This window comes from Streptomyces sp. NRRL S-37 (genome assembly GCF_000721605.1).
GTDB lineage: Bacteria > Actinomycetota > Actinomycetes > Streptomycetales > Streptomycetaceae > Streptomyces.
Map to the genome: position 1 here is coordinate 41,266 of NZ_JOIZ01000024.1, position 23,872 is coordinate 65,137.

Sequence of the window (23,872 nt, forward strand, 5' to 3'; positions counted from 1 at the left end):
CGGTCGCGGCCCTCCGCGACGGTACCGCCGTCCCCGCCGGGGCCGCGTCCCGGCCGACGGGAGCCACGGCCTCCCCTCCGGCGGGCCTCCGCACCCTAGTCGTACGGCCGCGGGGAGAGAGGCGCCCGGCCCGCCCGCCGTGCGGCCGGCGGGCCCGTCCGCTCCGGCGGGCGGCCGGTGTCCGGCCGTGGCGGTGGGCCGGGGTGCCCAGGAACATTCCGCCGCGGCCCGTGCCGCGACCGATCACGGAGGTGCGCCCATGACCCCCGCTTCCGGCCCGCTCGCCCCGGGCGTGCTGTCCGTCGCCCTGGTCTCGGAGCACGCGAGCCCGCTCGCCACCCTCGGCGGGGTGGACGCCGGCGGGCAGAACGTCCACGTCGCCGCCCTGGCCGGGGCGCTCGCCGACCGCGGCCACCGCGTCACCGTGCACACCCGCCGCGACGCGCCCGGCCTGCCCGACCGGGTGACGCTGCGCGAGGGCGTCGAGGTGCACCACGTCCCGGCGGGCCCCGCCGAGCCGGTCCCCAAGGACCGGCTGCTGCCGTACATGGACGAGTTCGGGCGCCTGCTGGCCCGGGAGTGGCGGGCGCGCACCCCGGACGTGGTGCACTCGCACTACTGGATGTCGGGGCTGGCCTCGCTGGGGGCGGCCCGGGAGCTGGGGCTGCCGCTGCTGCACACGTATCACGCGCTGGGCACGGTGAAGCGCCGGCACCAAGGGCTCGCCGACACCAGCCCGCCGGAGCGGATCGGCTGCGAGACCGAGGTGGGGCTGGGCTGCGACCGGATCGTCGCCACCTGCCGGGACGAGGTCGCCGAACTGGTCCGGATGGGTGTGCCGGCGTACCGGATCGGGGTCGTGCCGTGCGGGGTCGACACGGACCGGTTCACGCCGGTGGGTCCCGTCGCGCCGCGCGGCCCGTTCCGGTACCGGCTGGTGCAGCTCGGGCGGCTGGTGCCGCGCAAGGGCGCCGCGGTGTCGGTGGCCGCGCTGGCGCGGCTGCCCGGTACGGAGCTGCTGGTGGTCGGCGGGCCTCCGCCGGAACTCCTCGACGACGACCCGGAGGTTCGGCGGCTGCGCGGCATCGCGCGGGACGCCGGGGTCGCCGGCCGGGTCCGGTTCACCGGCGGGGTGGACGCCGGACGGGTGCCGGCGCTGCTGCGCTCCGCCGACGTGGTGCTGTGCCCCGCCGACTACGAGCCCTTCGGGATCGTCCCGCTGGAGGCCATGGCCTGCGGCCGTCCGGTGGTGGCCACCGCGGTCGGCGGCCAGCTCGACACGGTCGCCGATCCGGCCACCGGCCGGCTGGTGCCGCCCGGCGACCCCGGGGCACTGGCCGGGGCCGTGGCCGGCCTGCTCGCCGATCCGGCGGCCCGGCAGGCGTGCGGGGCGGCCGGCCGTCGCCGGGTGCTCAGCCGCTACGGCTGGGCGCGGATCGCCGCGGCCACCGAGGCGGCGTACTGCGAGGTCCTCGACGCCGAGCCCGCCGCGACCGGAACCGGCTGAGCCGCCGGCGTCCGACGTTGGAAGGAGGTGCGGGTGCCGCCGTCCCCCGAGGCGGCGCGCCCGAGACACCATGACCGAAGACTCCGCCCTCGAAGCCGCCCGGCTGCACTGCCGGTCGCTCCAGGAGGCCCTCGACGGCTTCCGCCGAACCGGTCTGCCCCGGATCGCCGACTGGGGCGGACGCCTCGCCGGCGTGCTCACCGGCGGCGGGCGGCTGCTGGCCGCCGGCAACGGCGGCAGCGCCGCCCAGGCCCAGCACCTGACCGCCGAGCTGGTCGGCCGCTACCGGCGGGAGCGGCGCGCCTATTCGGCGCTCGCCCTGCACGCGGAGACCTCCAGCGTCACCGCCATCGGCAACGACTACGGCTTCGACCACGTCTACGCCCGCCAGGTGGCCGCCCACGGGCGTCCCGGCGATGTGCTGATGCTGCTGTCCACCTCGGGACGCAGCGCCAATCTGATCGCGGCGGCGGTGACGGGCCGGCGGGCCGGGCTGCGGGTCTGGGCGCTCACCGGGCCCGGCCCGAACCCGCTGGCGGAGGCCGCGGACGACGCGCTGTGCGTGGCGGCGGGCAGCGCCGCGACCGTCCAGGAGACGCATCTGGTCGCCGTACACCTGCTCTGCGAGTGTTTCGACGCCGCCGTGGCCGCGCCCCTCGCGCGCGGTGCGGCGGCCGTCCCCGGGAGGATGTCATGACCGTTCCGAAGCCGCTGGTGGTGGTGGGGGACGTCCTGCTCGACGAGGACATCGAGGGGGTCGCGACCCGGCTGGCCCCGGACGCGCCCGCCCCGGTCGTCGACGTCACCGGTGACCGCCGGCATCCGGGCGGGGCCGGGCTGGCCGCCGCGCTCGCGGCCCGCGGCGGCCGGGACGTGGTACTGGTGACCGCGCTCGGTGACGACCCGGCCAGCGAGGCCGTGCGCCGGGAGCTCGACGGCCGGGTCCGGCTCCTCGAGCTGCCGCTGCACGGCACGCTGCCGGTGAAGACGCGGGTGCTGGCGGGCGGGCGGCCCGTGGTGCGCATCGACCGGGGCGGCGGGACGCCGGGCGAGCCGGACGACGCGGTGCGCGAGGCGCTCGCGGGCGCGCACGCCGTCCTCGTCGCGGACTACGGACGGCACACCGCGGGGGCCGTGCGTCCGCAGCTGGAGGACGCGGCCCGGCACACGCCGCTGGTGTGGGACCCGCATCCCCAGGGCGACCCGCCGGTGCCGGGGGCGCGCCTGGTCACGCCCAACGCGGCGGAGGCGGTCGCGCTGTGCGCCGGTTCGCCGGGGGTGCCGGGGGCTTCGGGGGCGTCGTTGGGTGCCTTCGCCGCGCGCGGGACGGAACTGGCGGAGCGCTGGCGGGCGGCGGGTGTCGCGGTGACGCTCGGCGAGCGCGGGGTGCTGCTGACCCGGCCGGGCGGGGGTACGCCGATGCTGATCCCGGCGCCGTTCCGGGCGGACGGGGATCCGTGCGGCGCGGGTGACTGCTTCGCCGCGACGACGGTCGCCGCGCTGGCCGACGGGCTGCTGCCGGAGGAGGCGCTGCAGCGGGCGGTCGCCGAGGCGGCGGCGTTCGTCGCGGCGGGCGGGGCGGGGAACCCGGACCTGTGGCACGCGCCGGCCGTGCCCGGTCCCGCGCACGGGGCCGCCGCCGCGGACGCGTTCGAGCTGGCGGAGGAGGTGCGGGCGCGCGGGGGGACGGTGGTCGCCACGGGGGGCTGCTTCGATCTGCTGCACGCGGGGCACGTCGGGCTGCTGGAGAGCGCGCGGCGGGTCGGGGACTGTCTGATCGTGTGCCTGAACTCCGACGCGTCGGTCGCCCGGCGGAAGGGGGCGGGGCGGCCGCTGACGCCGGTGGCGGACCGGGCGAGGGTGCTGGCGGCGCTGGGGAGCGTGGACGCGGTGGTGGTGTTCGAGGAGGACACGCCCGAGGTGGTGCTGGGGCGGCTGCGGCCGGATGTGTGGGTGAAGGGCGGGGACTACTCCGTGCAGGAGCTGCCGGAGGCGGAGGTGGTGCGGGCCTGGGGCGGGCAGGCGGTGGTGCTGCCGTATCTGGACGGGCGGTCCACGACGTTGCTGGCCCGGCGGGCGGCGCGGGCGGTGGTCGCCCTTCGGGCGGCGGACGGGTGAGCCGGGGTCGCCCTTCGGGCGGCGGACGGGGGGGTGGGCGGGGAGGTTTTTTCGCCCCCGCCGCCCCTTCCCTTCCCGTCCCTGGGGGCTGCGCCCCCAGACCCCCTATCGGCCCTTCGGGCCTCGTCCTCAAACGCCGGACGGGCTGTGGTTACGCCGCTGTTTCCAGGGCTTCGGGGCGGAGAACCGCCGGGGGCCGGGTGCGGTGGGTGTGGAGGAGGTGGCCTGCCGCTATCGAGCCGGCGATGATCAGGCCGCCGGTGATCAGGGCGCCGCGGGGGCCGGCCAGTTCCATGAGGAGGCCCAGGGCGGGCGGGCCGCCCAGGCTCCACACGGTGCCGACGCTGCCCCACACGCCGAGCACGCGTCCGCGCAGGTGGGCGGGCGGGTCGGTCTGCAGGACGGACGTTCCCGCGGTGTCGGAGACGGACTCCACGACGGCCATGGGCAGCACCAGCACCAGCAGCACCGCCAGCGACGGCGACATCCCCGCCACCACCTGCAGCAGCGCCCCCGTCGCCGCGAGGGCCCCGACCAGCCGCACGGACGGCCGGCGCAGCCGCGCGCCGAGCACCGCGCCGAGGATGCCGCCGGCCGCGAGGACGGTGGACACCGTGCCGAACGCCCCGGCGCCGCCCGCGAGCGGCCCGGTGACCAGGACGGCGAGGGTGAGCCCGTAGTTACGGCCAAAGACCGCGCTGACGCCGGTCACCCCGGCGAGCGCGAGCAGCCGCGGCCGGCGGGCGAAGAAGGCGATCCCCTCGCGGACGGTCATGGCGTTCCGCGGGCGCTCGCCCTTCCCGCCCTTCTCGACGACGTGCCGGACCGCTCCCGCCGCCGGGCGCAGGAAGGGGATGACCGCGGTCACGAACAGGAAGGAGAAGCCGTTGGCGAAGTAGGCGGCGGCGGTGCCGAGGAACCCGACCGTCACCCCGGCGAGCGCGGCGCCCGCGAGCCGGCCCGCGTTGAAGACCAGCGCGCCCACGCCGATGGCGGAGGGCACGTCCTCGGCGGGGACCAGGTCGTTGCCCAGCAGGGCGCACGCCGGGTTGTCGACGGTGGCGATCATGCCGGTGACGGCGGCCAGCACCATCAGGGACGTCATGTCGAGCCGGTCCAGCGCCACCAGGGTGGCCGTGGTGAACGCGATCACGGCCAGCAGCGCCTGGCTGACGGCGGCCGTCAGCTTCCGCGGCCAGCGGTCGACCGCCGCGCCGCCGAGGACGCTCATGAGCAGGGCCGGGGCGGCCTGTACGGACATGGACAGACCCGTGGCGGCGGCGGACCCGGTGATCTGGAGGACCAGCAGGTTCTGCACCGTGAGCTGCATCCACGTACCGGCGTTGGACACGAAGTTCGCGACGGACCACCAGCGCATGCTGCGGTGCCGCAGGGAGCGCCAGGGCGAGCGGGACCCGGACTGGGCAGGGGGGAGCGAGGAAGACACAGGCGCGCTACTCGGGGGGACGAGTCCGAGGACTCAGCGGAGGGGCGCGGGAAGCGGAACGCCGGCTGCGCTGCGCGGCGGCTCCCGTCGCCCGGAAGGGCGCGGCCCATCGTGGCAGAAGGGACCGCCGAGTCGGTTCCGAGCAGCCGGTGATCAGGGGGACGTGGGAGTCAAACGCGCTCTCGTGCGGGGGACTTGGGCCGTGAGTGCGGTTGCTCACAGAGGGCGGGGACATGGAGGGAGGGGCCCGTCACCTGTGTGACGGGCCCCTCCCTCCGGGTCCTCGCGCGTGCCTGGCGTCAGCCGAGCTTGCCGCGTCCGCTCAGCGCGTCCCGGATCCGGTCCACCATGCCGGCACCCGGTGCCAGCAGCTTGTTCGCCGGGGGCTTGTCCGGGGCGGACGGGTGCGGCCGGGTCGGGGCCGTCTTCTTCGCCTGCCGGACCTTCTCGCCGAGCCGGTCGAGTGCCTCCGGGGAGCAGGAGGCGCGCAGCATCGGGAACAGGTTCCGCTCCTCGTCGGCGATGTGCTCGCGGATCTCGCTCATCAGCGCGCCGACGAGCCGGTCGAACTCGGGGTCGCCGGCGTCGCAGCCCTCCAGGTCCTTCATCGTCCGCTCGGCCGTGGCGTGGTCCTCGAGCTCACGGTCGGCCAGCGCGTCCCCGTTCTCCACGTGCTCGCGCACGGCCGGGTAGAGGTACGCCTCCTCGGCGACCGAGTGCCGGACCAGCTCGATGGTGACCTGGTCGGCGTACGTCTTGCGGTCCTTGTGGCCGGGCGGCAGTGCCTCGATCTTGCCGAAGAGCTCCTCGACCTCCCGGTGATCGGTCACCAGTTCGTCGATGACGTTGCCTCCGTGTCCCATGTCCTTCTCACCTCCGGTTCGTGGTGGCACCCGGCCGGGTCCACCCGCCGACGAGTCCCCCCGGCTCCGGGAAGCTAACGCGGTCCGCGCGTCAGCGGGACAGCTTGGCCCGGACCCGGCCGGCCGCCGCGGCGGGGACGGCCCCGGCCCGGACGGACCGGCGTACGAGGTGGGCGTCGCGGCGCAGATCGTGGGCGGCGTGCCGGCTCCGCCAGAGCAGCGAGGGGGCGGCGCCGGTGTCGTCGGCGGCGATCAGCAGGCCGCCGAGCATCGACAGGTTCTTCAGGAAGTGGATGCGCTGCTGCATGCGCTGACCGGGGTCCTCCTCCTCCCAGAAGCGGTGGGCGGCCAGCGTCGTGGGCACGAGCGTGGCGGCGACCGCGAGCGCGGCCGGGCGGGACAGGCGTCCGGTGGCCAGCAGCAGCCCGCCCACCACCTGGACGGCGCCGCTGAGGCGCACGGCGTCCTCGGTGCTGTCCGGCAGCACCGCGACGCGGTCGGTGACGGGCTTGACGACGGACTCGGCGATCGGGGCGACGTTCTGGGGGTTGCGGACGGAGTCCAGTCCGCCCGCGACGAACATCGACGCCAGCATCGGCCGGCCGAGGACGCGCAACAGACTCATGCCTTCTCCTGGAGGTGTGGACGGTGGGGGTGCGCCGGGTTCCCCGCGGGGCGGGGACCATGCGGCGCGCCCTCACCAGAAGCGGGTGGTGAGCGCGGGCCGGTGGACGGCCTGGACGGCGTCGCGCAGGCGCAGGGCGACGCCGATGGTGGTGCGCAGGGCCGAGGGCCGTACGGTCTGGGCGGTCTCCGTGGCCAGGACCAGCAGGCAGCCCGCCGCCTGTTCCACCACGGACACCGGGAAGGTGTAGTCGCTGTCGGCGGCCGCGCGGAACGCCTTCAGCGGGATTCCGGCACCGTCCACGGTCCGCCGGGCGGCCTGCTCCAGATGGTGGGCGGCCTGTTCGCACAGCGTGGCGGGCAGGGTGAGAGTGCGCTGGAACGATGAACTCGTCATGCTCCGAGTGGTCCCCCGGCGCGGTTTCCTTCGATCGGCGGCGGCCGGGATTTCACCGTCCCGCGTGACCGGCCGGCGGCGGACGCGAGTGCGCGGGGGCTCCTACCCTGGGCACGACCGTTCGCCCGCGCACCCCGTACGTGAGGAGTCCGCCCATGAACTTCCCTCCCGGTCCGGCCGCCCCGGACGGCGACGGGCCCGGTGCCGTGGCGGCCCGGTTCACCGGACGGGCGGTGACCGGTGTGCGTACGCTGTCCGGCTCACTGGCCGAGGCCGTCCTCGACGACGGCCGGGTGGTGGTCGTCAAGAGCGCCGACGGGGCGGGGGCCGCGCGCGCCGAGGCGGCGGGGCTGCGCTGGCTGGCCGGGGCCGGGACGGTGCGGGTGCCGGTGGTGCACGGTCATGACGCGCGCCGGCTGGTCGTCGACCGGGTGGCGCAGGGCCCGCCCGGACGGGAGGCGGCGCTGCGGTTCGGCCGGGGGCTGGCGGCGCTGCACGCCGCCGGCGCGCCGGCCTTCGGGGCGCCGCCGCCCGGCGGCCCGGTGGAGGCGTACATCGGGCTCGCCCCGATGCGCAACGTCACCGGCGGCGACTGGCCCGGCTGGTACGCCGAGCACCGGGTGCTGCCGTATCTGCGCCGGGCGGTCGACGACGGCACCGTCACCGCCGGTGAGGCGGGTGTCGTCGAGCGGGTCTGTGCGCGGCTGCCGGAGCTCGCCGGGCCCGCCGAGCCGCCCGCGCGGCTCCACGGCGACCTGTGGAACGGCAATGTGCTCTGGGGCGCCGACGGGCACGTCCACCTGATCGACCCGGCCGCCCACGGCGGGCACCGGGAGACCGATCTCGCGATGCTCGCCCTGTTCGGCTGCCCCCATCTGGAGGCGGTGCTGGACGGCTACCGGGAGGCGGCGCCGCTCGCCGACGGGTGGCAAACGCGCGTCGGCGTGCACCAGCTCTTCCCGCTGCTGGTGCACGCCGTACTGTTCGGGCGCGGTTACGCCGGGCAGGCGCTCGCGGTGGCGCGGTCGGCCGGGTGACTCACCGGGTCACCACGTGCCGTTCGTCGGGGACGCAGTGGGTCATGGTGAGTCCCTGCACGTCACGGGGCGGGTTGTCGCCGAGGTTCGCCAGCCGCTTGCGGTCCTCGTCGGTGAGGTCCTGGCTCGCCAGGGGCTCCAGGTGGGCGACGTCCTCCGGCATGATCCCGAGGCCCTCGCCGACCCTGCGGCCGAGGTCGGTCTCGACCAGCAGGAAGTGCCACACCATGCGCTCCTGCACCTCCCGGTCGCACTGGGAGATCAGGGTGACGAAGTTCTTCACCAGGTCGTCGCGCTCCCAGTCCTCCATCAGGCAGTACCGCTGGCCCGCCTGGAGGTAGTCGTTGGTGCGCTCGATGCGCTTGCGGGTGAGCCGGCCCACGATCTCGGGGCCCTGGTCGTCGTGGGTCGGGTACTGGGCCTCGCGCAGACCGCCGGTGATCGACGGCTCGTAGTTGACGTGCGGGTTCTCCCCGCCGTTGTCCTGGAAGTACGCCATCTGGCCGTCGCGCTGGTTGGTGCGCACGTCCGCGTGCTTGGCCTGGTTGACCGGGAGCTGGAGGTAGTTCGGGCCGACCCGGTGGCGCTGGGTGTCGCTGTAGGAGAAGGTCCGGCCGACGAGCATCTTGTCGTCGGAGAAGTCCAGGCCGTCGACGAGGACGCCGGTGCCGAAGGAGATCTGCTCGTTCTCGGCGAAGAAGTTGTCCGGCATCCGGTTCAGCACCATGCGGCCCACCGGCTTGGGCGGGAAGTCCTGCTCCGGCCAGGTCTTGGTGTCGTCCAGCGGGTCGAAGTCCAGTTCCGGGTGGTCGTGGTCGTCCATCATCTGGACGAGCAGTTCCCACTCCGGGTACTCGCCGCGCTCCACCGCCTCGTACAGGTCCTTGGTGGCGTGGCCGAGCGACTCGGCCTGGACGTTCGCCGCGTCCTCGACGGTCATGCTGCGCACGCCCTGCTTGGGCATCCAGTGGTACTTGACCAGCTTGGTGTTGCCCTCGGCGTCGACCCACTTGTAGGTGTTCACGCCGAAGCCCTGCATGTGGCGGTAGTCCGCCGGGATGCCGCGCGGGCTGAACAGGTTGACCAGCATGTGCATCGACTCGGGCGTCTGCGACATGAAGTCGAAGATGCGGCGCGGCTGCTGTTCGAAGGTGACCGGGTCGGGCTTGAGGGCGTGGATGACGTCCGGGAACTTGATGGCGTCCCGGATGAAGAAGACGCCCAGGTTGTTGCCGACGAGGTCCCAGTTGCCGTCCTCGGTGTAGAACTTCACCGCGAAGCCGCGGGGGTCGCGGGCGGCCTCGGAGGAGTCGCGTCCGCCGATGACGGTGGAGAAGCGGACGGCGACGTCCGTGCGCTTGCCCTGCTCCTGGAAGAGCTTGGCGCGGGTGTAGCGGGAGACGGGCTCGTCGCCCCACTTCCCGTACGCCTCGAAGTATCCGTAGGCGGTGACGCCGCGGGCGTGCACCACGCGTTCGGGGATGCGTTCCCGGTCGAAGTGGCTGATCTTCTCCAGGAACTGGTAGTTCTCCAGCGTGGCCGGGCCGCGGGAGCCGACGGTGCGCTGGTTCTGGTTGTCGTAGACCGGGTGGCCCTGCCGGTTGGTGAGTACCTTGCGGTCGTCGCCCGGAGCGGGGCCCCGGCTCGAAACGTCCGTCATGATCGTGGGCTCCTTGCGCTGCTCGACGTCCCTGGGATGCCGTCCGTACGAGGGTCATGCTGCCCCGCGTCACCACGGTCGGCGACTCGGGAGCGGCCGGTTGCGCCAGGCCGGGTGAGGAAGCGGTGCCCCGGGACGGCGGGGGCCCGGCCGCCGTGGTCGTACGCGGTGGCCGGGCCTTGCGAGGCGGTGTGCTCAGCCGCCGTTCAGGCGTGCGCGCAGCAGCCCCTTGCCGAGTTCCGCGCCCTTGCGGCTGTCCGCCTGGGCCTTGCGGAACAGGTCGGCGACCTCGGTGTCCTTGGCGCGTTCGGCGTCCTGGATGTAGCTCTCCAGGCGCAGTGCGTTGCTCAGGCACGCCTCGACGTACCAGATCAGGTTGTAGTCCTTGTCCTGCGTGCCGGTGACGCCGCCGGTCTCCGTCTCACTGGTCATCCGGGCCTCCTCGTCGCGGTGCTCGTTACGGGCCCGTCCGTCCCGGCGCGCGATGCCGGGGGCGGGCCTCCACAGCGGCGGCCGGGTACCCGTCCGCGCCGGAGGCACACAGCGGTGAGAGGCGGGGGCGCGACCGGTCCCCCGTTCCGGTCGTGCCCCCGCCGTGTTGCCGAAACTATGCGCAGCGGGCGGGCGTGTGTACCGCACCGGTGCCCGCTGCGGCCGCCGGAGGACTCATCCGTGCACAACCGAGTCCGAAAAGCCCGGTTCACCCGTCCGTGAGGACCGGCTGTTCCAGGTCACCCACCGCCAGATGGGCCAGGACGACCTCGTACAGGTCGGTCCCGGCGGCCAGCAGCTGGCGTTCCAGGACCGGTTCGGCGCTGCGTACGTGCTCGCGCACGGTCTGGGCGTGCACGCCCAGGCTCCGCGCGGCCCGCTCGGCGTTGCCCCCGGCGGCGATCCAGGCGCACAGGGTGCGGCGCACGTTCCGGGTGTCCCCCTCCAGCCGTCCCAGCAGTTCCCGTGCCCAGCCGCCGACGGCGGGGCCGGCCAGCAGGCCGGCGAGGCCCGGTGAGGGCGCCGCGGGGTCGCCGGCCGCCTGCCCGTCCAGGAGGTTGATCTGGGTGTGGAGCGCCAGGTGCACCACGGCGCGGGTGGTGACGTCGTCGAAGTCCGCGCCGAGCATGGTCTCGACGCGTTCCATGCGGGCCCGTACGGTGTTGCGGCTGACGCCGAGGACCTTGGCGGTGTTCACGGCGGTGAACTCCAGGCCGAGACGGGTGGTGGCGAGGAGTTCGGCGCGGGTGTGGTGCGGCAGCGCGTCGAGCGGGCGCAGCACCCGGGCCGCCCAGCCGCGCAGCGCGGCGGGGTCCATCAGCCGCTCCGGGTGGGTGCGTTCGGCGTACACGGCCGTCTTGTCGGCGCGGAAGCGCGCCACCGCCAGGGCGCTGACGGCCTGCCCGTACGCGGTGGCGGTACGGGCGAGGCTCTGCCACACGCTGCCGCCGAGGAAGGTGTCCGGGTGCCGTTCGACCAGCGACCGCAGCTCGCCGGCGGTGGCCTCGCGGGGGCTGACGACGATCACGTGCCCGTCCATCGCCGGGCAGCGCACGACCAGCGCCTCCTCCCGCGTGGCGTCCAGGCACTCCGCGGCGAGCCGGTCGCGCAGGGCGGGCGCGGACTCGACGACGTAGACGCAGGCCGTGTCGGCGTCGAGCAGGCCGGGCCAGAGTCCGGCGGCGACCCGGCGGGCGGCGACGGTGTCCTCGACCATCAGCAGCTGCAGGATCGCCAGACGCAGATCGGCGGTGGCCCGCCGCAGCCGGTGTCCGGCGGTGGCGGTCTCGTGTGCGGTCAGCAGGAGTTCGATCACCTGGGCGGTGTGCGTGACGACGTCGGAGGTGTGCCGGTCGAAGGGGGTCTCGCGGGAGACGGCCAGCACGCGGGCCCCCGAGGGGTGCCCGATCCGCACCAGGCGCACATGGCGCCCCTCCCCCTCCCAGGCGGCGGAGGCGATCCGGCCGGAGCCGAGGTCGGCGACGAGGGACTCGTCCAGCGGCAGCCGGGTCCCGGCGAGCAGCGTCCCCGCGGCGTCCTGGAGGGACGCCTCCGCGTCCGCGGTGGCGGCCAGCCAGTCGACGACCCGGCGGACGTCCCGCCCGCCCGGACGCAAGTGTCCGAGCAGCTCCCGCGCCCACGCCGGATGCTCCCCGGCCTCCCGCTGCGCCTGCCGGATTCCGTCCCTGTGGCCTGTCACCTCGGCCTTCCCCTCGTCCGTTCGTCGTCCCCGGCCCAGGCCGGGGACGTTACCCCACCCGTGCGCGCGGCTCATCCCGGCGCGTCGGCGCACCGGCCCCGGGGGCGGCGTGCGGGGTCCCGGCGCGCGGGCGGCATAAGCTCGGTGAATGGCGAAGTACTTCGACGTGCACCCCGACAACCCCCAGCCGCGCACCATCGCGCAGGTCGCCGAGAGCATCCGCTCCGACGCCCTGATCGCGTATCCCACGGACTCCTGCTACGCACTCGGCTGCCGTCTGGGCAGCCGCTCGGGCATCGACCGGATCCGTACGATCCGCAAGCTGGACGACCGGCACCACTTCACCCTGATGTGCCGGGACTTCGCGCAGCTCGGCCAGTTCGTACGGATCGACAACGACGTGTTCCGCGCGGTGAAGGCGTCGACCCCGGGCAGTTACACGTTCATCCTGCCCGCGACGAAGGAGGTGCCGCGGATGCTGATGCACCCCAAGAAGAAGACGGTCGGTGTGCGCATCCCGGACCACGTGGTCACCCAGGCCCTGCTGGCGGAGCTCGGTGAGCCCCTGCTGTCCAGCACCCTGCTGCTGCCCGGCGAGGACGAGCCGATGACCCAGGGCTGGGAGATCAAGGACCTGCTCGACCACCAGGTGGACGCGGTGCTCGACTCCGGCGACTGCGGCACCGAGCCGACCACGGTGATCGACTTCTCGGGCGGCGAGGCGGAGATCGTACGCCGGGGCGCGGGCGACGTCACCCGGTTCGAGTGAGGGAACCGGGCCGTCCGGCGCGTACGGCGGCCGTGTGACGATGGGGGTGATCCACACCCGTCGAGAGGCAGCATCATCATGACCGCCGTACAGGGAACGACCGTCGACATCCCCACCGGGGACGGCACCGCCGACGCGTATCTGACGCATCCCGCCGACGGGGGTCCCCGGCCGGGGGTGCTGCTCTACATGGACGCCTTCGGTGTGCGGCCGCGGCTGCGGGAGATGGCGGACCGGCTGGCGGCGGCCGGTTACACGGTCCTGGTGCCGAACCTGTTCCACCGGCACGGACGCGCCCCGGTGCTCGAGCTGCCCGAGTTCATCGACCCGGGGGCGCGGCCGGAGCTCTTCGAGCGGCTCGGGCCGGTCATGCGGGAGCTGACGCCCGAGCGGGCGATGCGGGACGCCGACGCGTATCTGCGGTGGCTCGCGGCGTGCCCGGCGGTGGCGGACGGCCCGGTGGCGGTGACCGGTTACTGCATGGGCGCGGCCCTGTCGCTGCGCACGGCCGGGACCTACCCGGAGCGGGTGGCGGCCGCGGCCGGGTTCCACGGCGGCCGGCTGGCGACGGACGCGCCGGACAGTCCGCACCTGGCGGCCGGCCGGATCACCGCCGAGGTGTACTTCGGCCACGCCGACCAGGACCACTCGCTGCCCGAGGAGCAGATCGAGCGGCTGGAGCGGGCGCTGACGGAAGCCGGTGTCCGGCACCGCTGCGAGGTGTACACCGGGGCGCCGCACGGCTACACCCAGTCCGACACGGCGGCGTACGACAAGGAGGCGGACGAGCGTCACTGGGCGGCGCTGCTCGGCCTGTTGGCGCGCACCTTCTGACCACTGCCCCCAACTCGGTTCCGTACGAAGGGGATTCGGTGGCACCCCGCTCTCCGGACGTCCGCCGCACCGTTGTTACGGTGCACTGGTGTCCGAATCCTCACGTGATACCGCCGAGGGCGCCGGCTGGGGCGCCGCCGAGCACGGTACGTACCGGCGGCTGATGCCGCACCGGGCCGAGAAGATCTCCTGGCTCGACCCGCGCATGCTGTGGGCCGCCCGCAACGGGGTCCTGGCCTCCTGGTTCGGTGACCCCACGGGAGACACCCGCGCCCGCTGGGTGGCCCGGCGGGAGGCGGCCGGCGCCCCCGCCGACAAGGTGATCCGGCGTGACGATCCGGACCGGTTCTCGTTCCTGGTGATCGGCGACACGGGTGAGGGCGGCGAGCCCCAGTACGCGGTGGTGCCCGGGCTGCTCCAGGAGGGCCGGGACACCGCCTTCGCCGTGCTCGCCAGTGATGTGATCTACCCGGTGGGCAGCGCCGACGACTACGGCACCAAGTTCTTCCGCCCGTACCGGGACTACCAAGCCCCGGTCTACGCGATACCGGGCAACCACGACTGGTACGAGGACCTCGGCGGGTTCATGCGCGTCTTCTGCGACGACGCCCCGCCGCTGCCGCCCGCGCCCCGGCCGCGCCCGCTCACCCGCGCCTGGCTGCGCTCCCTGCTGTGGCACCGGCCGCGCGCCGGGGACGGCGGGCGCCTGGACGAGGCACGGAAGCTGCGGTCCGCGCCCGGGCAGCAGGCCGTGCAGCCGGGGCCGTACTGGGCGGTCGACGCCGGGCCGGTGCGGATCGTCGGCATCGACACGGGGCTGCTGGGCACGGTCGACGCCGAGCAGGGCGCGTGGCTGCGCGAGGTCTCCCGCGGTCCGCGCCCGAAGATCCTCGTCACGGGCTCGCCCCTGTACGTGGACGGCGAGTATCACCCGTGCCCGATCGAGGGCGGCGGCACCGTCGACGACATCGTCCGCGACCCGGCGCACCACTACGTGGCCGCGATCGGCGGCGACATCCACAACTACCAGCGCTACCCGGTACGGCTGGACGACGGCCGCACCCTGCAGTACGTGGTGGCGGGCGGCGGCGGGGCGTTCACGCACGCCACCCACACCATCCCCCGGGTGGACGTCGCCGGTGTCACCGAGCGGGACTTCCGCTGCTATCCGCTGCGCGGCGACTCCCTCGCCTTCTACAGCGCGCTCTACGGGCGCCGGCTGCGGCTGCGCCGTCTCCTCACCCTCACCGACGCCGAGGCGATGGCCGTGATCGCCGAACGCCTCGGCATCGGACCCACCCGTGCGCCCGGCGCGCCGGCCCGGGTCACCTGCCGGACGCGGCTGGTCGCCGGGCTGCTCGGCACCGGCCGCCGGCCCGACCGGCGCAAGCGGCTGCGGCTGCCCGTGCGCAAGGCCTACACGTCGCTGTTCTCACCGGGGTCGGCCACCTACAGCCCGCCGTTCTTCAAGTGCTTCCTGCGGCTGGACGTGAGCCCGGAGGCGATCCGGCTGCGCTGTCACGCGGCCACCGGCCACCGCGCGCAGGAGGTCGCCCCGCCGGTCGAGGACGAGGTGACCATCCCGCTGACGTGAGCTACCAGCGGCCCGGAGCGGTACCGGCGAGGGGCTGCGAGGGCCGGCCGTCCACGCCGACGGGCACGTCACCGGCGAGCATCACCCGGTGCATGATCCGCGGGTGGTCGAGGTGGGCGGTGTCACCCGGGGCCAGGTGGATGGTGGCCCGGTTGTCCCAGAAGGCCACGCTGCCCGGCTCCCAGCGGAACCGCACGGTGTACTCGGGCCGGGTGGCCTGCTCCAGGAGCATCTGGAGGACGGCCGTGCTCTCGGGGCGGGACAGGCCGGTGATCTGCTCGACGTAGTAGCCGTTGACGAACAGCACCCGCTCCCCGGTCTCCGGGTGGACGCGCACCAGGGGGTGCTCCGAGGCGGTCTGGTGCTCCAGCAGATGGCGCAGGTAGGCGTCGTCGCCGGGGCGGGCCTGGTAGCCGACCCCCAGCCGGTGCTCGGCGCGCAGCCGGTCGGCGAACTCCCGCACCGGGGCGGAGAGTCCGGCGTACGCCGCGGCCAGGTTCGACCAGGTGGTGTCGCCGCCGTAGGGCGGGACGGTCTCGGCGCGCAGGATCGTCGCGGCGGGCGGGTCGACGCGGGCGCCGTGGTCGCAGTGCCAGCCGCGCAGCAGGGTGTGGCGGCGGCGCCGCAGCCACTCGTCGTGCTCCATGCCGAAGCGTCCGCCGAGCTCCAGCCGGTCGGCGGTGGTCTCGATCTCGGGGAAGCCGGGCGGGGAGGCCTTGCCGCGCCGGGGCAGCACGACCGGTTCGCCGAAGCGGCGGGCCAGCGCCACGTGTCCGGCGTGGTCGAGGCGCTGGCCGCGGAAGAACACCACCTTCCAGCGCAGCACCGCCGCCCTGATGGCGGCGGTCACGGCGTCGTCGAGGTCACCGGTGAGGTCGACACCGGTGATCTCGGCCCCGATGTGCCCGGCCACCGGGCGCACCTCCACCGCCGTGCCCTCCCCCGTGCCGTCCCTGTGCGTCGTCATGCGTTCTCCGCTCCGTCGGCTGTCCGCACCGGTCTGCCTACCCCTCCGGTTGATCATTGACCCCCTCGTCCCCGACGCTGGGAGGACGACATCCCCCGACGGGAAGGCACCCTGGTGAGCAGCATCCCGAGCCACACCCTCAACGACGGCACCACGATCCCCGCCCTGGGCCTGGGCACCTGGCCGATGGACGACGCCGAGGCGGAGCGGTCGGTGGCCGAGGCCCTGCGGATGGGCTACCGCCTCGTCGACACGGCGGCCAACTACCGCAACGAGACCGGTGTCGGCCGTGCCGTGGCCCGGTCCGGAATCCCGCGCGAGGAGGTCGTCGTGACGACGAAGCTCCCGGGCCGGCACCACGGCTACGAGGAGACCCTCGCCTCCTTCGAGGAGTCCCGCGCCCGGCTCGGCCTGGAGTACGTCGACCTCTACCTGATCCACTGGCCGCTCCCCCGCGTCGACAAGTACGTCGACTCCTGGAAGGCCATGGTCAAGTTGCGTCAGGACGGGCTCGTCCGGTCCATCGGCGTCTCCAACTTCACGCCCGCCCACATCGAGCGGCTGGAGAAGGAGACCGGAGTGCTGCCCTCGGTCAACCAGGTGGAGCTGCACCCCTTCTTCCCGCAGGAGGAACTGCGCGCGTACCACGCCGGCAAGGGCGTGCTGACCGAGAGCTGGAGCCCGCTCGGCCGTGGCTCGACGCTCCTGGACGACCTGGCCGTGGCCGCCGTCGCCGAGGCGCACGGGGTGACGCCGGCCCAGGCGGTGCTGCGCTGGCACGTCCAGCTGGGCGCGCTCCCCGTGCCCAAGTCCTCCGACCCCGGGCGGCAGCGCGCGAACCTCGACGTCTTCGGCTTCGAACTGGACGCCGCCCAGATGCGCACCATCGCCGACCGCGCCCACCGGCGGATCGGCGGGGACCCGGAGGCGCACGAGGAGTTCTGACCCGGGCCGGGGCCGACGGGGACCGGGCGGCGGATCACGGCTGCGGCAGCGGCTGCTCCGCCCAGATCGTCTTGCCGCCGTCCGTCTGGCGGCTGCCCCAGCGCTGGGTGAGCTGGGCCACCAGCAGCAGTCCGCGTCCGCCCTCGTCGTAGGCGTGGGCGCGGCGCAGATGCGGTGAGGTGGAGCTGGCGTCGGCGACCTCGCAGATCAGGGTGCGGTCGCGGATCAGCCGTAGCCGGATGGGCGGCACGCCGTACCGGATGGCGTTGGTGACCAGTTCGCTGACGACGAGCTCGGTGACGAAGGCGATCTCGTCCAGCCCCCACGCGGCCAGCCGTTCGCCGGCCCACTCCCGGGCGGCGGCCACCTCCTCGGGGTCCGGCAGCACGTCCCTCGTGGCGACCTGATCGGCGCCCAGGGCCCGGGTGCGGGCCAGGAGCAGCGCCACGTCGTCGCCGGGCTCCTCGGGCAGTACGTCCTTCAGCACGCCGTCGCACAGGGACTCCAGCGAGTCGGCGGGCGCCGCCAGGGCGCGGCACAACGCCTCGGTGGCGCGGTCGATGTCACGGTCGCGGCCCTCGATCAGACCGTCGGTGTAGAGGGCGACGACGGCGCCCTCGGGCAGCTGGAGCTCCGTCGCCTCGAACGGCAGCCCTCCGACGCCCAGCGGGGGCCCCGCGTTCACGTGGATGAGCCGGCACGTCCCGTCGGGCAGCAGGAGGGCGGGCGCGGGGTGCCCGGCGGCCGCCACGGTCAGGCGGCGGGAGACGGGGTCGTAGACGGCGTACAGGCAGGTGGAGCCCAGCTCGCCGACGTCCTCGCGGTCGTCGGCGGCGAGGTGGATGACCAGGTCGTCGAGGTGGGTGAGGAGTTCGTCGGGCGGGAGGTCCACGTCGGCGAGGGTGCGCACGGCCGTGCACAGCCGGCCCATGGTGGCCGTGGAGGGGATGCCGTGGCCGACGACGTCCCCCACGACCAGGGCGACCCGGCTGCCGGACAGCGGGATGACGTCGAACCAGTCGCCGCCGATGCCGGCCGCCGACGCGGAGGGCAGATAGCGGTGGGCGACCTCGACGGCGGCCTGTCCGGGCAGCCCTCTCGGCAGCAGGCTGTGCTGGAGGGCCAGCGCGGTGGCGCGTTCGCGGGCGAAGCGGCGGGCGTTGTCGACACAGACGGCGGCGCGGCTGGCGAGTTCCTCGGCGAGCGCGGTGTCGTCGTCGGCGTACCCTTCGGGGTGGAGGTTGCGGACGGCCACCGCGACGCCGAGGACGACGCCCCGGGCGCGCAGCGGCACGGCCAGCAGCGAGTGGACGTCGGCGACGTGCGCGGGGACGCCGCGCACCGTCATCCACCGGTCGAAGTCCGGCTCGCCGGCGCGGGCGAGGACCGCCCTGCACTCGCGCAGCGCCCGCGCGGGCGGGGAGAAGGGCGGGTAGACGTCCGTCTGGCCGAGGCGCACGACCGCCTCGGGGGAGCCCTCGGCGGCGGAGCCGTGCGCCACCCGGCGCAGCACGACCCCGGTGTCCGGCCGGACCGGGGGCTCGTCGGCGCCGAGGACCCAGTCGTGCAGGTCGACGGCGGCGAAGTCGGCGACCGCCGGGACCATGAGCGCCACGAGCTCCTCGGCGGTGCGGACGACGTCCAGGGTGGTGCCGATGGCGGTCGCGGCCTCGTTCAGCAGGGCCAGCCGCTGCCGGGCCCGGTGCTGCTCGGTGGTGTCGAACGCCGCGAGGGCGGCGCCCAGCGGCTCGCCGGAGGGCCCGGCGACCGGCCACATCTCCATGTTCCAGGTGCGCGGGCGGGGCTGGGAGGGCGCCTGGGCGTAGACCTCGTACTGCAGCGGCTCGCCCGTCCCGGTGACCCGGCGCAGATGCCGGTCCAGGCCGCGGGTGTACTCGTCGTCCTCCATGGTGTCCAGGCAGGACCGTCCGACGAGGTTCTCCTGCGACTCGCCCAGCAGCCGGCAGGCGGTGTCGTTGACCAGGAGGTAGCGCAGGTCGGGGCCGACGACCGAGATCGCCAGGGACGCCTGCTGGAACGCCCACGCGGCCAGCGGGGTCCGCGCCGCGTCGGGCGGCTCGGCGGTGATCAGGTGCCCGGTCGGGGCGCCCCGGGCGTCCAGCAGGGGCCGGACCGTGAGCCGGGCCGGTACGGGGCGGCCGTCGCGGTGACGCAGCGTGACCGGGCCCGAGAGGAGGGGCGCGGTGCCGGACGGCGTGTCCTCGGCGAGCAGCGCCCGTACGGCCCGTCCCACGGCCTCCTCGGCCGGGTGTCCGGTCAACCGCCGGGCGCCCTCGCTCCACCCCGTCACGATGCCACGGGCATCGACGACCATCGCGGCGGAGGCGTCATCCATTCGTCCAGGATCATCCCATTACGTCCCCGCATCAACCGCGACGGTCCGCCCGGGGCCGTGCTACGCGCGGAGCGCGGCGAGTGCCCGGTCCGCGTGGGTGTTCATCCGCAGTTCGCTGCGCACCACCTCCAGGACGGTGCGGTCCCGGCCGATGACGAAGGTGGCCCGTTTCGTCGGCGCCAGGGCGATCCCCCGCTTCACCCCGAACCGCTCACGGACCGTGCCGTCGGCGTCGGACAGCAGGGGCATGCCGAGGGAGTGCCGCCCGGCGAACTCCGCCTGCCGTTCGACGGCGTCCCCGCTGATGCCCACCGGTCGCGCGCCCACCGCCGCGAATTCGGCGGCGAGGTCGCGGAAGTGGCAGGCCTGCGCGGTGCAGCCGGGGCTGAGCGCGGCCGGGTAGAAGAACAGCACCACCGGCCCCTCGGTGAGCAGCTCCGAGAGCCGGCGGACGGTACCGGTCTCGTCCGGGAGCGCGAAGTCCGGGGCCGTGCCGCCCTTCTCCACCCGTCCGCTCACGACCGGCCCTCCGCGCCCTTGGCGACGCCGCGCGCCCACAGCACCAGCGGCACCTGCAGGGGCAGCCGGCCGAGGGCCGCGGCCCGCTGCGGGGCGGGGCGGTGCCGCCAGTCGACGGCCATCTTCACATTGGCGGGGAACACGCCGACGAAGAAGGCCGCCGAGGCCAGCGCGGCGGCCTTGCGGGTGCGGGGCAGCGCCAGCCCGGCGGCCAGCGCGAGTTCGACGGCGCCGCTGACGTGGGTCCAGGTCCGGGGCGAGCCGGGCAGGGAGCACGGCACGATGTGATCGAACTGGCGGGGGGCGGCGAAGTGGGCGGTGCCCGCGGCGGCCAGCAGGCCGGCGAGCAGCAGGGGCGAGCGTTCGGACCGGGACACGGTTCCTCCTCTGATGGCCTGCCGCGCGATATTACCGGACGGTAAGTACCGTGCGGCACCGGCCCCGGGGTCCACCGTCAGGCGCTGCGGGCGGCTTCCGGCTCCTCGGCGGCGTGGGCGAGGAAGTCGTCGACCATGCGGTGGAAGAGGGTGGCGAGCTGCCGCAGATCGTCGGGCGACCAGTCGGCCAGGGCCACCCGCATGCCGCGGACCCCCGCCTCCCGGATCCGGGCGATGGCCTCCCGGCCGGCCTCAGTGAGCTCGATGCGCTGGGCGCGGCGGTCGTCGGGGTCCGGGACGCGGGTGACGTGGCCGGACTTCTGCAACTGCTGCACCGTACGGGTGACGTGCGAGGCCTCCACGCCCAGCCGGGCGGCCAGCTCCCCCGGCCGCATCGGCTCGGTGTCCGCCATCTGCCGCAGCAGCGCGACGGCGGCCCGGTCCAGCGGCACGCCCGCCAGGGCCATCAGCCGCTCGTGCTGACGTGCGCGCGTACTCAGGTAGGTGAGGCGGTGGAGCGCGCGCTCGATCTCGGCCACTTCCGCAGGGGCGGGGACGTCGGGGGTGGACATGTACCGCACTTTACCATCTCATTGCGTAACTCAATCAATCGCCCGCACCCGCGCGGCCGGCGGTCGGCGGCTCCCCCGCCAGGACAGCACGGCAGCCTCACACGCCCGACCCGGGCAGGGGATCACGGCCGGCACCCCCGACCCGCCTCGCCGGCCGCCGCTTCCGGCACCGGACCCGCACCCTCCCGGCCGGCGGGGTCCGTCACGGTCTCCACGCCCGGGAGGGCGCGCCGCCCCTGCCGTACCCGAGGAGGCGGTGACCGGCACCCCGGCGCGATCCGGGACCCGGCGCGGTGATTGTTGGGCCGCGCTTCACCAGCGGTACGCCCGCATCCTCTTGGCATGTATACGTCCAGCCGGAATGCTGAACTCCCCATCCCCCCACAGCCGTTGGCTGCGCCCGGACCATGAGGAGAACGCAGTGCCGTCGAGCACGCCCCGAACGCACCGCAGGAGATGGCTGACCGGCCTGGCCGGCGCGGCCGCGCTCGTCATCGCCTTCCCCGCCACCGCCTTCGCCGCGCCCCCTCCCGCCCTGCCGGCCAACGCCGACGCCCTGGACCGGACGTACCAGCCGGCCTTCGACTACGACACCGACGGCTGCTACCCGACGGCCGCGATCGGCCCGGACGGCACCGTCAACCCCGGCCTCAACCCGACTGGCGCCCTCAACGGCAACTGCCGTGACGCCTCTGACCTGGACACCACCAACAGCTACTCCCGCTCGAAGTGCAACAACGGCTGGTGCGCCGTCCTCTACGGCCTGTACTTCGAGAAGGACCAGGCCCTGCCGGGCGTCAGCCTCGGGGGACACCGCCACGACTGGGAGCACGTCGTGGTGTGGGTACAGAACAACACCGTCCAGTACGTCTCCACGTCCAACCACGGGTCCTTCACGGTCCACGCCCGCTCGGCGGTCCGTTTCGACGGCACGCACGCGAAGATCGTCTACCACAAGGACGGCATCAGCACCCACTGCTTCCGCCTCGCGGGCCCGGGCGACGAACCGCCGGAGAACCACCGGGGCAGCTGGCAGTACCCTCCGCTGGTCGGCTGGAACGGCTACCCGGCGGGGCTGCGCGAGAAGCTCAGCTCGTACGACTTCGGCAGCGCCCACTTCGGCCTGAAGGACGGCAGCTTCACCTCCCACCTCGCCGCGGCCAAGCCCTCCGGCATCCCCTTCGACCCGAACACCTGACCGCACACGGCTCGTTGACGCCGGGACGCCGTTCGGCGTCCCGGCACGGGCAGGCCCCTTCGAGGGTCTATGGTGTCGGCATGTCCGCCCCCGAACTGATCCGTATCGTCTCCCGCGACTCACCCATGGCGCTCGCCCAGGTGGAACGCGTCCGGGCCGAGCTGGCCGCCGCCCGTCCCGGTGTGCGCACCGAGGTCGTACCGGTGAAGACCACCGGGGACAAGTGGCTCGGCGACCTGTCGGCGGTGGAGGGCAAGGGCGCGTTCACCAAGGAGGTGGACGCCGCGCTGCTCGCCGGTGCGGCGGACCTCGCCGTGCACTGCGTCAAGGACGTGCCCGCCGACCGGCCGCTCCCGGCGGGCACGGTGTTCGCCGCGTTCCTGGAGCGGGACGACATCCGTGACGCCCTCGTGCACCCGGACGGCCTCACCCTCGACGAACTCGCGCCCGGCACCCGGATCGGCACCTCCTCGGTGCGCCGGGTCGCCCAACTGGCCGCCACCCACCCGCATCTGCGGTGCGTGCCGCTGCGCGGCAACGCCAACCGGCGGCTGGCGAAGCTCGCCGCCGGGGAGGTGGACGCCCTGCTGCTCGCGGTCTCCGGCCTGGAGCGCATCGGCCGCGCCGGCGTGATCAGCGAGGTGCTCTCCCCCGAGGCCATGATGCCGCCCATCGGCGCGGGCATCCTCGCGCTGCAGTGCCGTGAGGGCGACACCGCCCTGATCGACACGGTCGGCGCCCTCGGTCACCCGGACACCCATCGCGAGGCCGCCGCCGAACGCATGTTCCTGCACGTGCTGCAGGGGCACTGCAACAGCCCGATCGCCGGCTACGCGCGGGTGGACCGCGGCGGCGAACTGTCCCTGCGGGCGTGTGTCTTCACCCCGGACGGCAAGACCCGGCTGAACGCGCACGAATGGGCGGGGCGGCTCGACCCGGCCACGCTCGGCACCTCGGTCGCCGTGGCGCTGCTGCGTCAGGGAGCCCGCGAGATCATCGACGGCATCCCGCACTGACGCGACGCTCAGGCGGTGCCTTCCTCCGCCTGTTCCCGCAGGAAGACGCTCACCTGCTGGGCGAGGCTCTCCCGGCACGCGCCCGCGGGCGCTCCCGCGGACCCCTCGTGCACGCCGATGCCGCCCGCCCACAGCCGGCGCCCGGCCCACTCCTCGTCGACGCGCAGCTGGACCTGGACGTCGACCTGGCTCAGAGCCGCCTCGGGACCGGCCGCGTAGAGGACGGCGGTGGCGCGGCGCAGCGGATAGACGTCGAATCCCTCGATGAACTGCGAATTGCGCCAGTCGATGAACGCGCTTTCGCCGTCGGGGCCGGTCCGTACGTCGATCTGACCGTCCTCGACGTGAAGGGAGAAAGGCCGGTCCCCACGGTTCTCGACGGTCACGCGGACACTGAAGTACGTCAGCCCCTCGGCGGCGTCGTCCCGTCCTCTCGGCGGTTCGCCGGATTCCAGACGGTGGACGCGGACCCGCAGACCGGCATGCTCGTCGTACTCCTGCCAGTCCCCGACCACGTTCGGCTCGTACACAGTGCACCTCTCGACTTCTGTCCGCTGTTTCCTATCTGTGGCCTCGGCACGCTGTCAAATGAGCGGAATGCGCCGTGGCCAGGCGGTTCGCCCGGTCTGATCGTCGATCAAGCGCTGCGCTGGAGGAATCCCCCGGCCGGCCGGCCGGCGGCCGGCGGGGGCGTGCCGCACATCACGTCCGGCGCCGTGATCACCGGCGCGCCGCCCGGGCGGTCCGCGCCGGCGGGGGCGGGCCGGGCCGGAGCCGCCCGCTCCACGGCGGGGAATTTCACACGGTGAATTCACTCGATTCCACACCGTGCGCTTTCCGGTGATTTTCTCCGCCGAATTCCGGGAGGCGTTTTGGAACGA

General features: G+C 74.4%; 23 protein-coding genes. 10 read left to right on the forward strand and 13 right to left on the reverse strand.

Annotated features, from left to right (window positions below; translation table 11 throughout):
• Positions 1-259 precede the first annotated feature (259 nt).
• From IH50_RS0130670 to rfaE2, 3 genes are all read left to right on the forward strand, one after another.
• Complete coding sequence (locus IH50_RS0130670) at positions 260-1,507, forward strand: glycosyltransferase (RefSeq protein ID WP_030869538.1); 1,248 nt, start codon at positions 260-262, stop codon at positions 1,505-1,507.
• 70 nt (positions 1,508-1,577) lie between these two features.
• Positions 1,578-2,204: a D-sedoheptulose-7-phosphate isomerase gene (locus IH50_RS0130675; RefSeq protein WP_030869541.1), complete on the forward strand. Its 627-nt coding sequence runs from the start codon at positions 1,578-1,580 to the stop codon at positions 2,202-2,204.
• Positions 2,201-3,625 (forward strand): D-glycero-beta-D-manno-heptose 1-phosphate adenylyltransferase, encoded by a 1,425-nt coding sequence (rfaE2, locus tag IH50_RS0130680; RefSeq protein WP_030869544.1) that lies wholly within the window; start codon positions 2,201-2,203, stop codon positions 3,623-3,625. The genes IH50_RS0130675 and rfaE2 overlap by 4 nt, the downstream gene beginning before the upstream one ends.
• A 151-nt stretch (positions 3,626-3,776) precedes the next feature.
• Here rfaE2 and IH50_RS0130685 read toward each other — a convergent pair whose 3' ends face one another.
• The 4 genes from IH50_RS0130685 to IH50_RS0130700 form a co-directional block, all read right to left on the reverse strand.
• Positions 3,777-5,003 (reverse strand): MFS transporter, encoded by a 1,227-nt coding sequence (locus IH50_RS0130685; RefSeq protein WP_030869547.1) that lies wholly within the window; start codon positions 5,001-5,003, stop codon positions 3,777-3,779.
• A gap of 368 nt (positions 5,004-5,371) precedes the next feature.
• On the reverse strand, positions 5,372-5,935 hold the full coding sequence (locus tag IH50_RS0130690; protein ID WP_030869548.1) for a hemerythrin domain-containing protein: 564 nt from the start codon (positions 5,933-5,935) through the stop codon (positions 5,372-5,374).
• Between the two features lie 91 nt (positions 5,936-6,026).
• A complete protein-coding gene (locus IH50_RS0130695) occupies positions 6,027-6,560 on the reverse strand; it encodes a DoxX family protein (RefSeq protein WP_030869549.1) in 534 nt (177 codons plus the stop codon).
• Between the two features lie 72 nt (positions 6,561-6,632).
• Positions 6,633-6,956, reverse strand: coding sequence for a hypothetical protein (locus IH50_RS0130700; RefSeq protein ID WP_030869550.1), 324 nt, complete (start codon positions 6,954-6,956; stop codon positions 6,633-6,635).
• Positions 6,957-7,111: 155 nt separating this feature from the next.
• Here IH50_RS0130700 and IH50_RS0130705 point away from each other — a divergent pair, with 155 nt between their 5' ends.
• Positions 7,112-7,993 carry a fructosamine kinase family protein gene (locus tag IH50_RS0130705; protein WP_030869553.1) on the forward strand — a complete coding sequence of 294 codons (882 nt, stop codon included), beginning with the start codon at positions 7,112-7,114 and terminating at the stop codon, positions 7,991-7,993.
• 1 nt (position 7,994) lies between these two features.
• Here the strand turns inward: IH50_RS0130705 and IH50_RS0130710 are convergent, their stop codons facing one another.
• From IH50_RS0130710 to IH50_RS0130720, 3 genes are all read right to left on the reverse strand, one after another.
• Positions 7,995-9,653 (reverse strand): catalase, encoded by a 1,659-nt coding sequence (locus IH50_RS0130710; RefSeq protein WP_030869556.1) that lies wholly within the window; start codon positions 9,651-9,653, stop codon positions 7,995-7,997.
• A gap of 195 nt (positions 9,654-9,848) precedes the next feature.
• The gene (locus IH50_RS0130715) at positions 9,849-10,085 is read right to left on the reverse strand and encodes a hypothetical protein (RefSeq protein ID WP_030869562.1); all 237 of its coding nucleotides are present in this window, start codon (positions 10,083-10,085) and stop codon (positions 9,849-9,851) included.
• 268 nt (positions 10,086-10,353) lie between these two features.
• Positions 10,354-11,844: a helix-turn-helix domain-containing protein gene (locus IH50_RS0130720; RefSeq protein ID WP_030869564.1), complete on the reverse strand. Its 1,491-nt coding sequence runs from the start codon at positions 11,842-11,844 to the stop codon at positions 10,354-10,356.
• 148 nt (positions 11,845-11,992) lie between these two features.
• Between IH50_RS0130720 and IH50_RS0130725 the strand changes: the two genes are divergently transcribed.
• From IH50_RS0130725 to IH50_RS0130735, 3 genes are all read left to right on the forward strand, one after another.
• Positions 11,993-12,613, forward strand: coding sequence for an L-threonylcarbamoyladenylate synthase (locus tag IH50_RS0130725; protein WP_030869568.1), 621 nt, complete (start codon positions 11,993-11,995; stop codon positions 12,611-12,613).
• A 78-nt stretch (positions 12,614-12,691) separates the two neighbouring features.
• Positions 12,692-13,447, forward strand: coding sequence for a dienelactone hydrolase family protein (locus tag IH50_RS0130730; RefSeq protein ID WP_030869570.1), 756 nt, complete (start codon positions 12,692-12,694; stop codon positions 13,445-13,447).
• Between the two features lie 88 nt (positions 13,448-13,535).
• Complete coding sequence (locus IH50_RS0130735) at positions 13,536-15,041, forward strand: metallophosphoesterase family protein (RefSeq protein WP_030869572.1); 1,506 nt, start codon at positions 13,536-13,538, stop codon at positions 15,039-15,041.
• Position 15,042: 1 nt separating this feature from the next.
• Here IH50_RS0130735 and IH50_RS0130740 read toward each other — a convergent pair whose 3' ends face one another.
• Complete coding sequence (locus IH50_RS0130740) at positions 15,043-16,008, reverse strand: TauD/TfdA dioxygenase family protein (protein WP_030869574.1); 966 nt, start codon at positions 16,006-16,008, stop codon at positions 15,043-15,045.
• Between the two features lie 114 nt (positions 16,009-16,122).
• Between IH50_RS0130740 and IH50_RS0130745 the strand changes: the two genes are divergently transcribed.
• On the forward strand, positions 16,123-16,953 hold the full coding sequence (locus IH50_RS0130745) for an aldo/keto reductase (RefSeq protein ID WP_030869578.1): 831 nt from the start codon (positions 16,123-16,125) through the stop codon (positions 16,951-16,953).
• Positions 16,954-16,987: 34 nt separating this feature from the next.
• Here IH50_RS0130745 and IH50_RS0130750 read toward each other — a convergent pair whose 3' ends face one another.
• From IH50_RS0130750 to IH50_RS0130765, 4 genes are all read right to left on the reverse strand, one after another.
• A complete protein-coding gene (locus IH50_RS0130750) occupies positions 16,988-19,309 on the reverse strand; it encodes a SpoIIE family protein phosphatase (RefSeq protein ID WP_030869581.1) in 2,322 nt (773 codons plus the stop codon).
• A gap of 60 nt (positions 19,310-19,369) precedes the next feature.
• Positions 19,370-19,828, reverse strand: a complete 459-nt coding sequence (locus IH50_RS0130755) for a peroxiredoxin (RefSeq protein WP_030869585.1) — start codon at positions 19,826-19,828, stop codon at positions 19,370-19,372.
• Positions 19,825-20,205: a DoxX family protein gene (locus IH50_RS0130760; protein WP_030869588.1), complete on the reverse strand. Its 381-nt coding sequence runs from the start codon at positions 20,203-20,205 to the stop codon at positions 19,825-19,827. Before IH50_RS0130760 ends, IH50_RS0130755 begins: the two co-directional genes overlap by 4 nt.
• Before the next feature lie 77 nt (positions 20,206-20,282).
• Positions 20,283-20,777, reverse strand: coding sequence for a MarR family winged helix-turn-helix transcriptional regulator (locus tag IH50_RS0130765; RefSeq protein WP_030869591.1), 495 nt, complete (start codon positions 20,775-20,777; stop codon positions 20,283-20,285).
• Positions 20,778-21,198: 421 nt separating this feature from the next.
• On the opposite strand from IH50_RS0130765, the gene IH50_RS0130770 reads away from it, so the two are divergent.
• Together IH50_RS0130770 and hemC are read left to right on the forward strand one after the other, a co-directional pair.
• On the forward strand, positions 21,199-21,975 hold the full coding sequence (locus IH50_RS0130770) for an NPP1 family protein (RefSeq protein WP_030869594.1): 777 nt from the start codon (positions 21,199-21,201) through the stop codon (positions 21,973-21,975).
• Between the two features lie 80 nt (positions 21,976-22,055).
• Positions 22,056-22,991 carry a hydroxymethylbilane synthase gene (gene hemC / locus IH50_RS0130775; RefSeq protein ID WP_030869597.1) on the forward strand — a complete coding sequence of 312 codons (936 nt, stop codon included), beginning with the start codon at positions 22,056-22,058 and terminating at the stop codon, positions 22,989-22,991.
• 8 nt (positions 22,992-22,999) lie between these two features.
• Here the strand turns inward: hemC and IH50_RS0130780 are convergent, their stop codons facing one another.
• The gene (locus IH50_RS0130780) at positions 23,000-23,521 is read right to left on the reverse strand and encodes a hypothetical protein (RefSeq protein ID WP_030869599.1); all 522 of its coding nucleotides are present in this window, start codon (positions 23,519-23,521) and stop codon (positions 23,000-23,002) included.
• Positions 23,522-23,872: the final 351 nt, after the last annotated feature.

Bases quoted from the DNA above. Each gene is read 5' to 3' on its own strand.
- IH50_RS0130740 (WP_030869574.1), bottom strand. From the start codon at position 16,008: ATGACGACGCACAGGGACGGCACGGGGGAGGGCACGGCGGTGGAGGTG.
- IH50_RS0130685 (WP_030869547.1), bottom strand. From the start codon at position 5,003: ATGCGCTGGTGGTCCGTCGCGAACTTCGTGTCCAACGCCGGTACGTGG.
- IH50_RS0130750 (WP_030869581.1), bottom strand. From the start codon at position 19,309: ATGGATGACGCCTCCGCCGCGATGGTCGTCGATGCCCGTGGCATCGTG.
- rfaE2 (WP_030869544.1), top strand. From the start codon at position 2,201: ATGACCGTTCCGAAGCCGCTGGTGGTGGTGGGGGACGTCCTGCTCGAC.
- IH50_RS0130715 (WP_030869562.1), bottom strand. From the start codon at position 10,085: ATGACCAGTGAGACGGAGACCGGCGGCGTCACCGGCACGCAGGACAAG.
- IH50_RS0130675 (WP_030869541.1), top strand. From the start codon at position 1,578: ATGACCGAAGACTCCGCCCTCGAAGCCGCCCGGCTGCACTGCCGGTCG.
- IH50_RS0130730 (WP_030869570.1), top strand. From the start codon at position 12,692: ATGACCGCCGTACAGGGAACGACCGTCGACATCCCCACCGGGGACGGC.
- IH50_RS0130670 (WP_030869538.1), top strand. From the start codon at position 260: ATGACCCCCGCTTCCGGCCCGCTCGCCCCGGGCGTGCTGTCCGTCGCC.
- IH50_RS0130725 (WP_030869568.1), top strand. From the start codon at position 11,993: ATGGCGAAGTACTTCGACGTGCACCCCGACAACCCCCAGCCGCGCACC.
- IH50_RS0130700 (WP_030869550.1), bottom strand. From the start codon at position 6,956: ATGACGAGTTCATCGTTCCAGCGCACTCTCACCCTGCCCGCCACGCTG.
- hemC (WP_030869597.1), top strand. From the start codon at position 22,056: ATGTCCGCCCCCGAACTGATCCGTATCGTCTCCCGCGACTCACCCATG.
- IH50_RS0130690 (WP_030869548.1), bottom strand. From the start codon at position 5,935: ATGGGACACGGAGGCAACGTCATCGACGAACTGGTGACCGATCACCGG.
- IH50_RS0130695 (WP_030869549.1), bottom strand. From the start codon at position 6,560: ATGAGTCTGTTGCGCGTCCTCGGCCGGCCGATGCTGGCGTCGATGTTC.
- IH50_RS0130765 (WP_030869591.1), bottom strand. From the start codon at position 20,777: ATGTCCACCCCCGACGTCCCCGCCCCTGCGGAAGTGGCCGAGATCGAG.
- IH50_RS0130710 (WP_030869556.1), bottom strand. From the start codon at position 9,653: ATGACGGACGTTTCGAGCCGGGGCCCCGCTCCGGGCGACGACCGCAAG.
- IH50_RS0130705 (WP_030869553.1), top strand. From the start codon at position 7,112: ATGAACTTCCCTCCCGGTCCGGCCGCCCCGGACGGCGACGGGCCCGGT.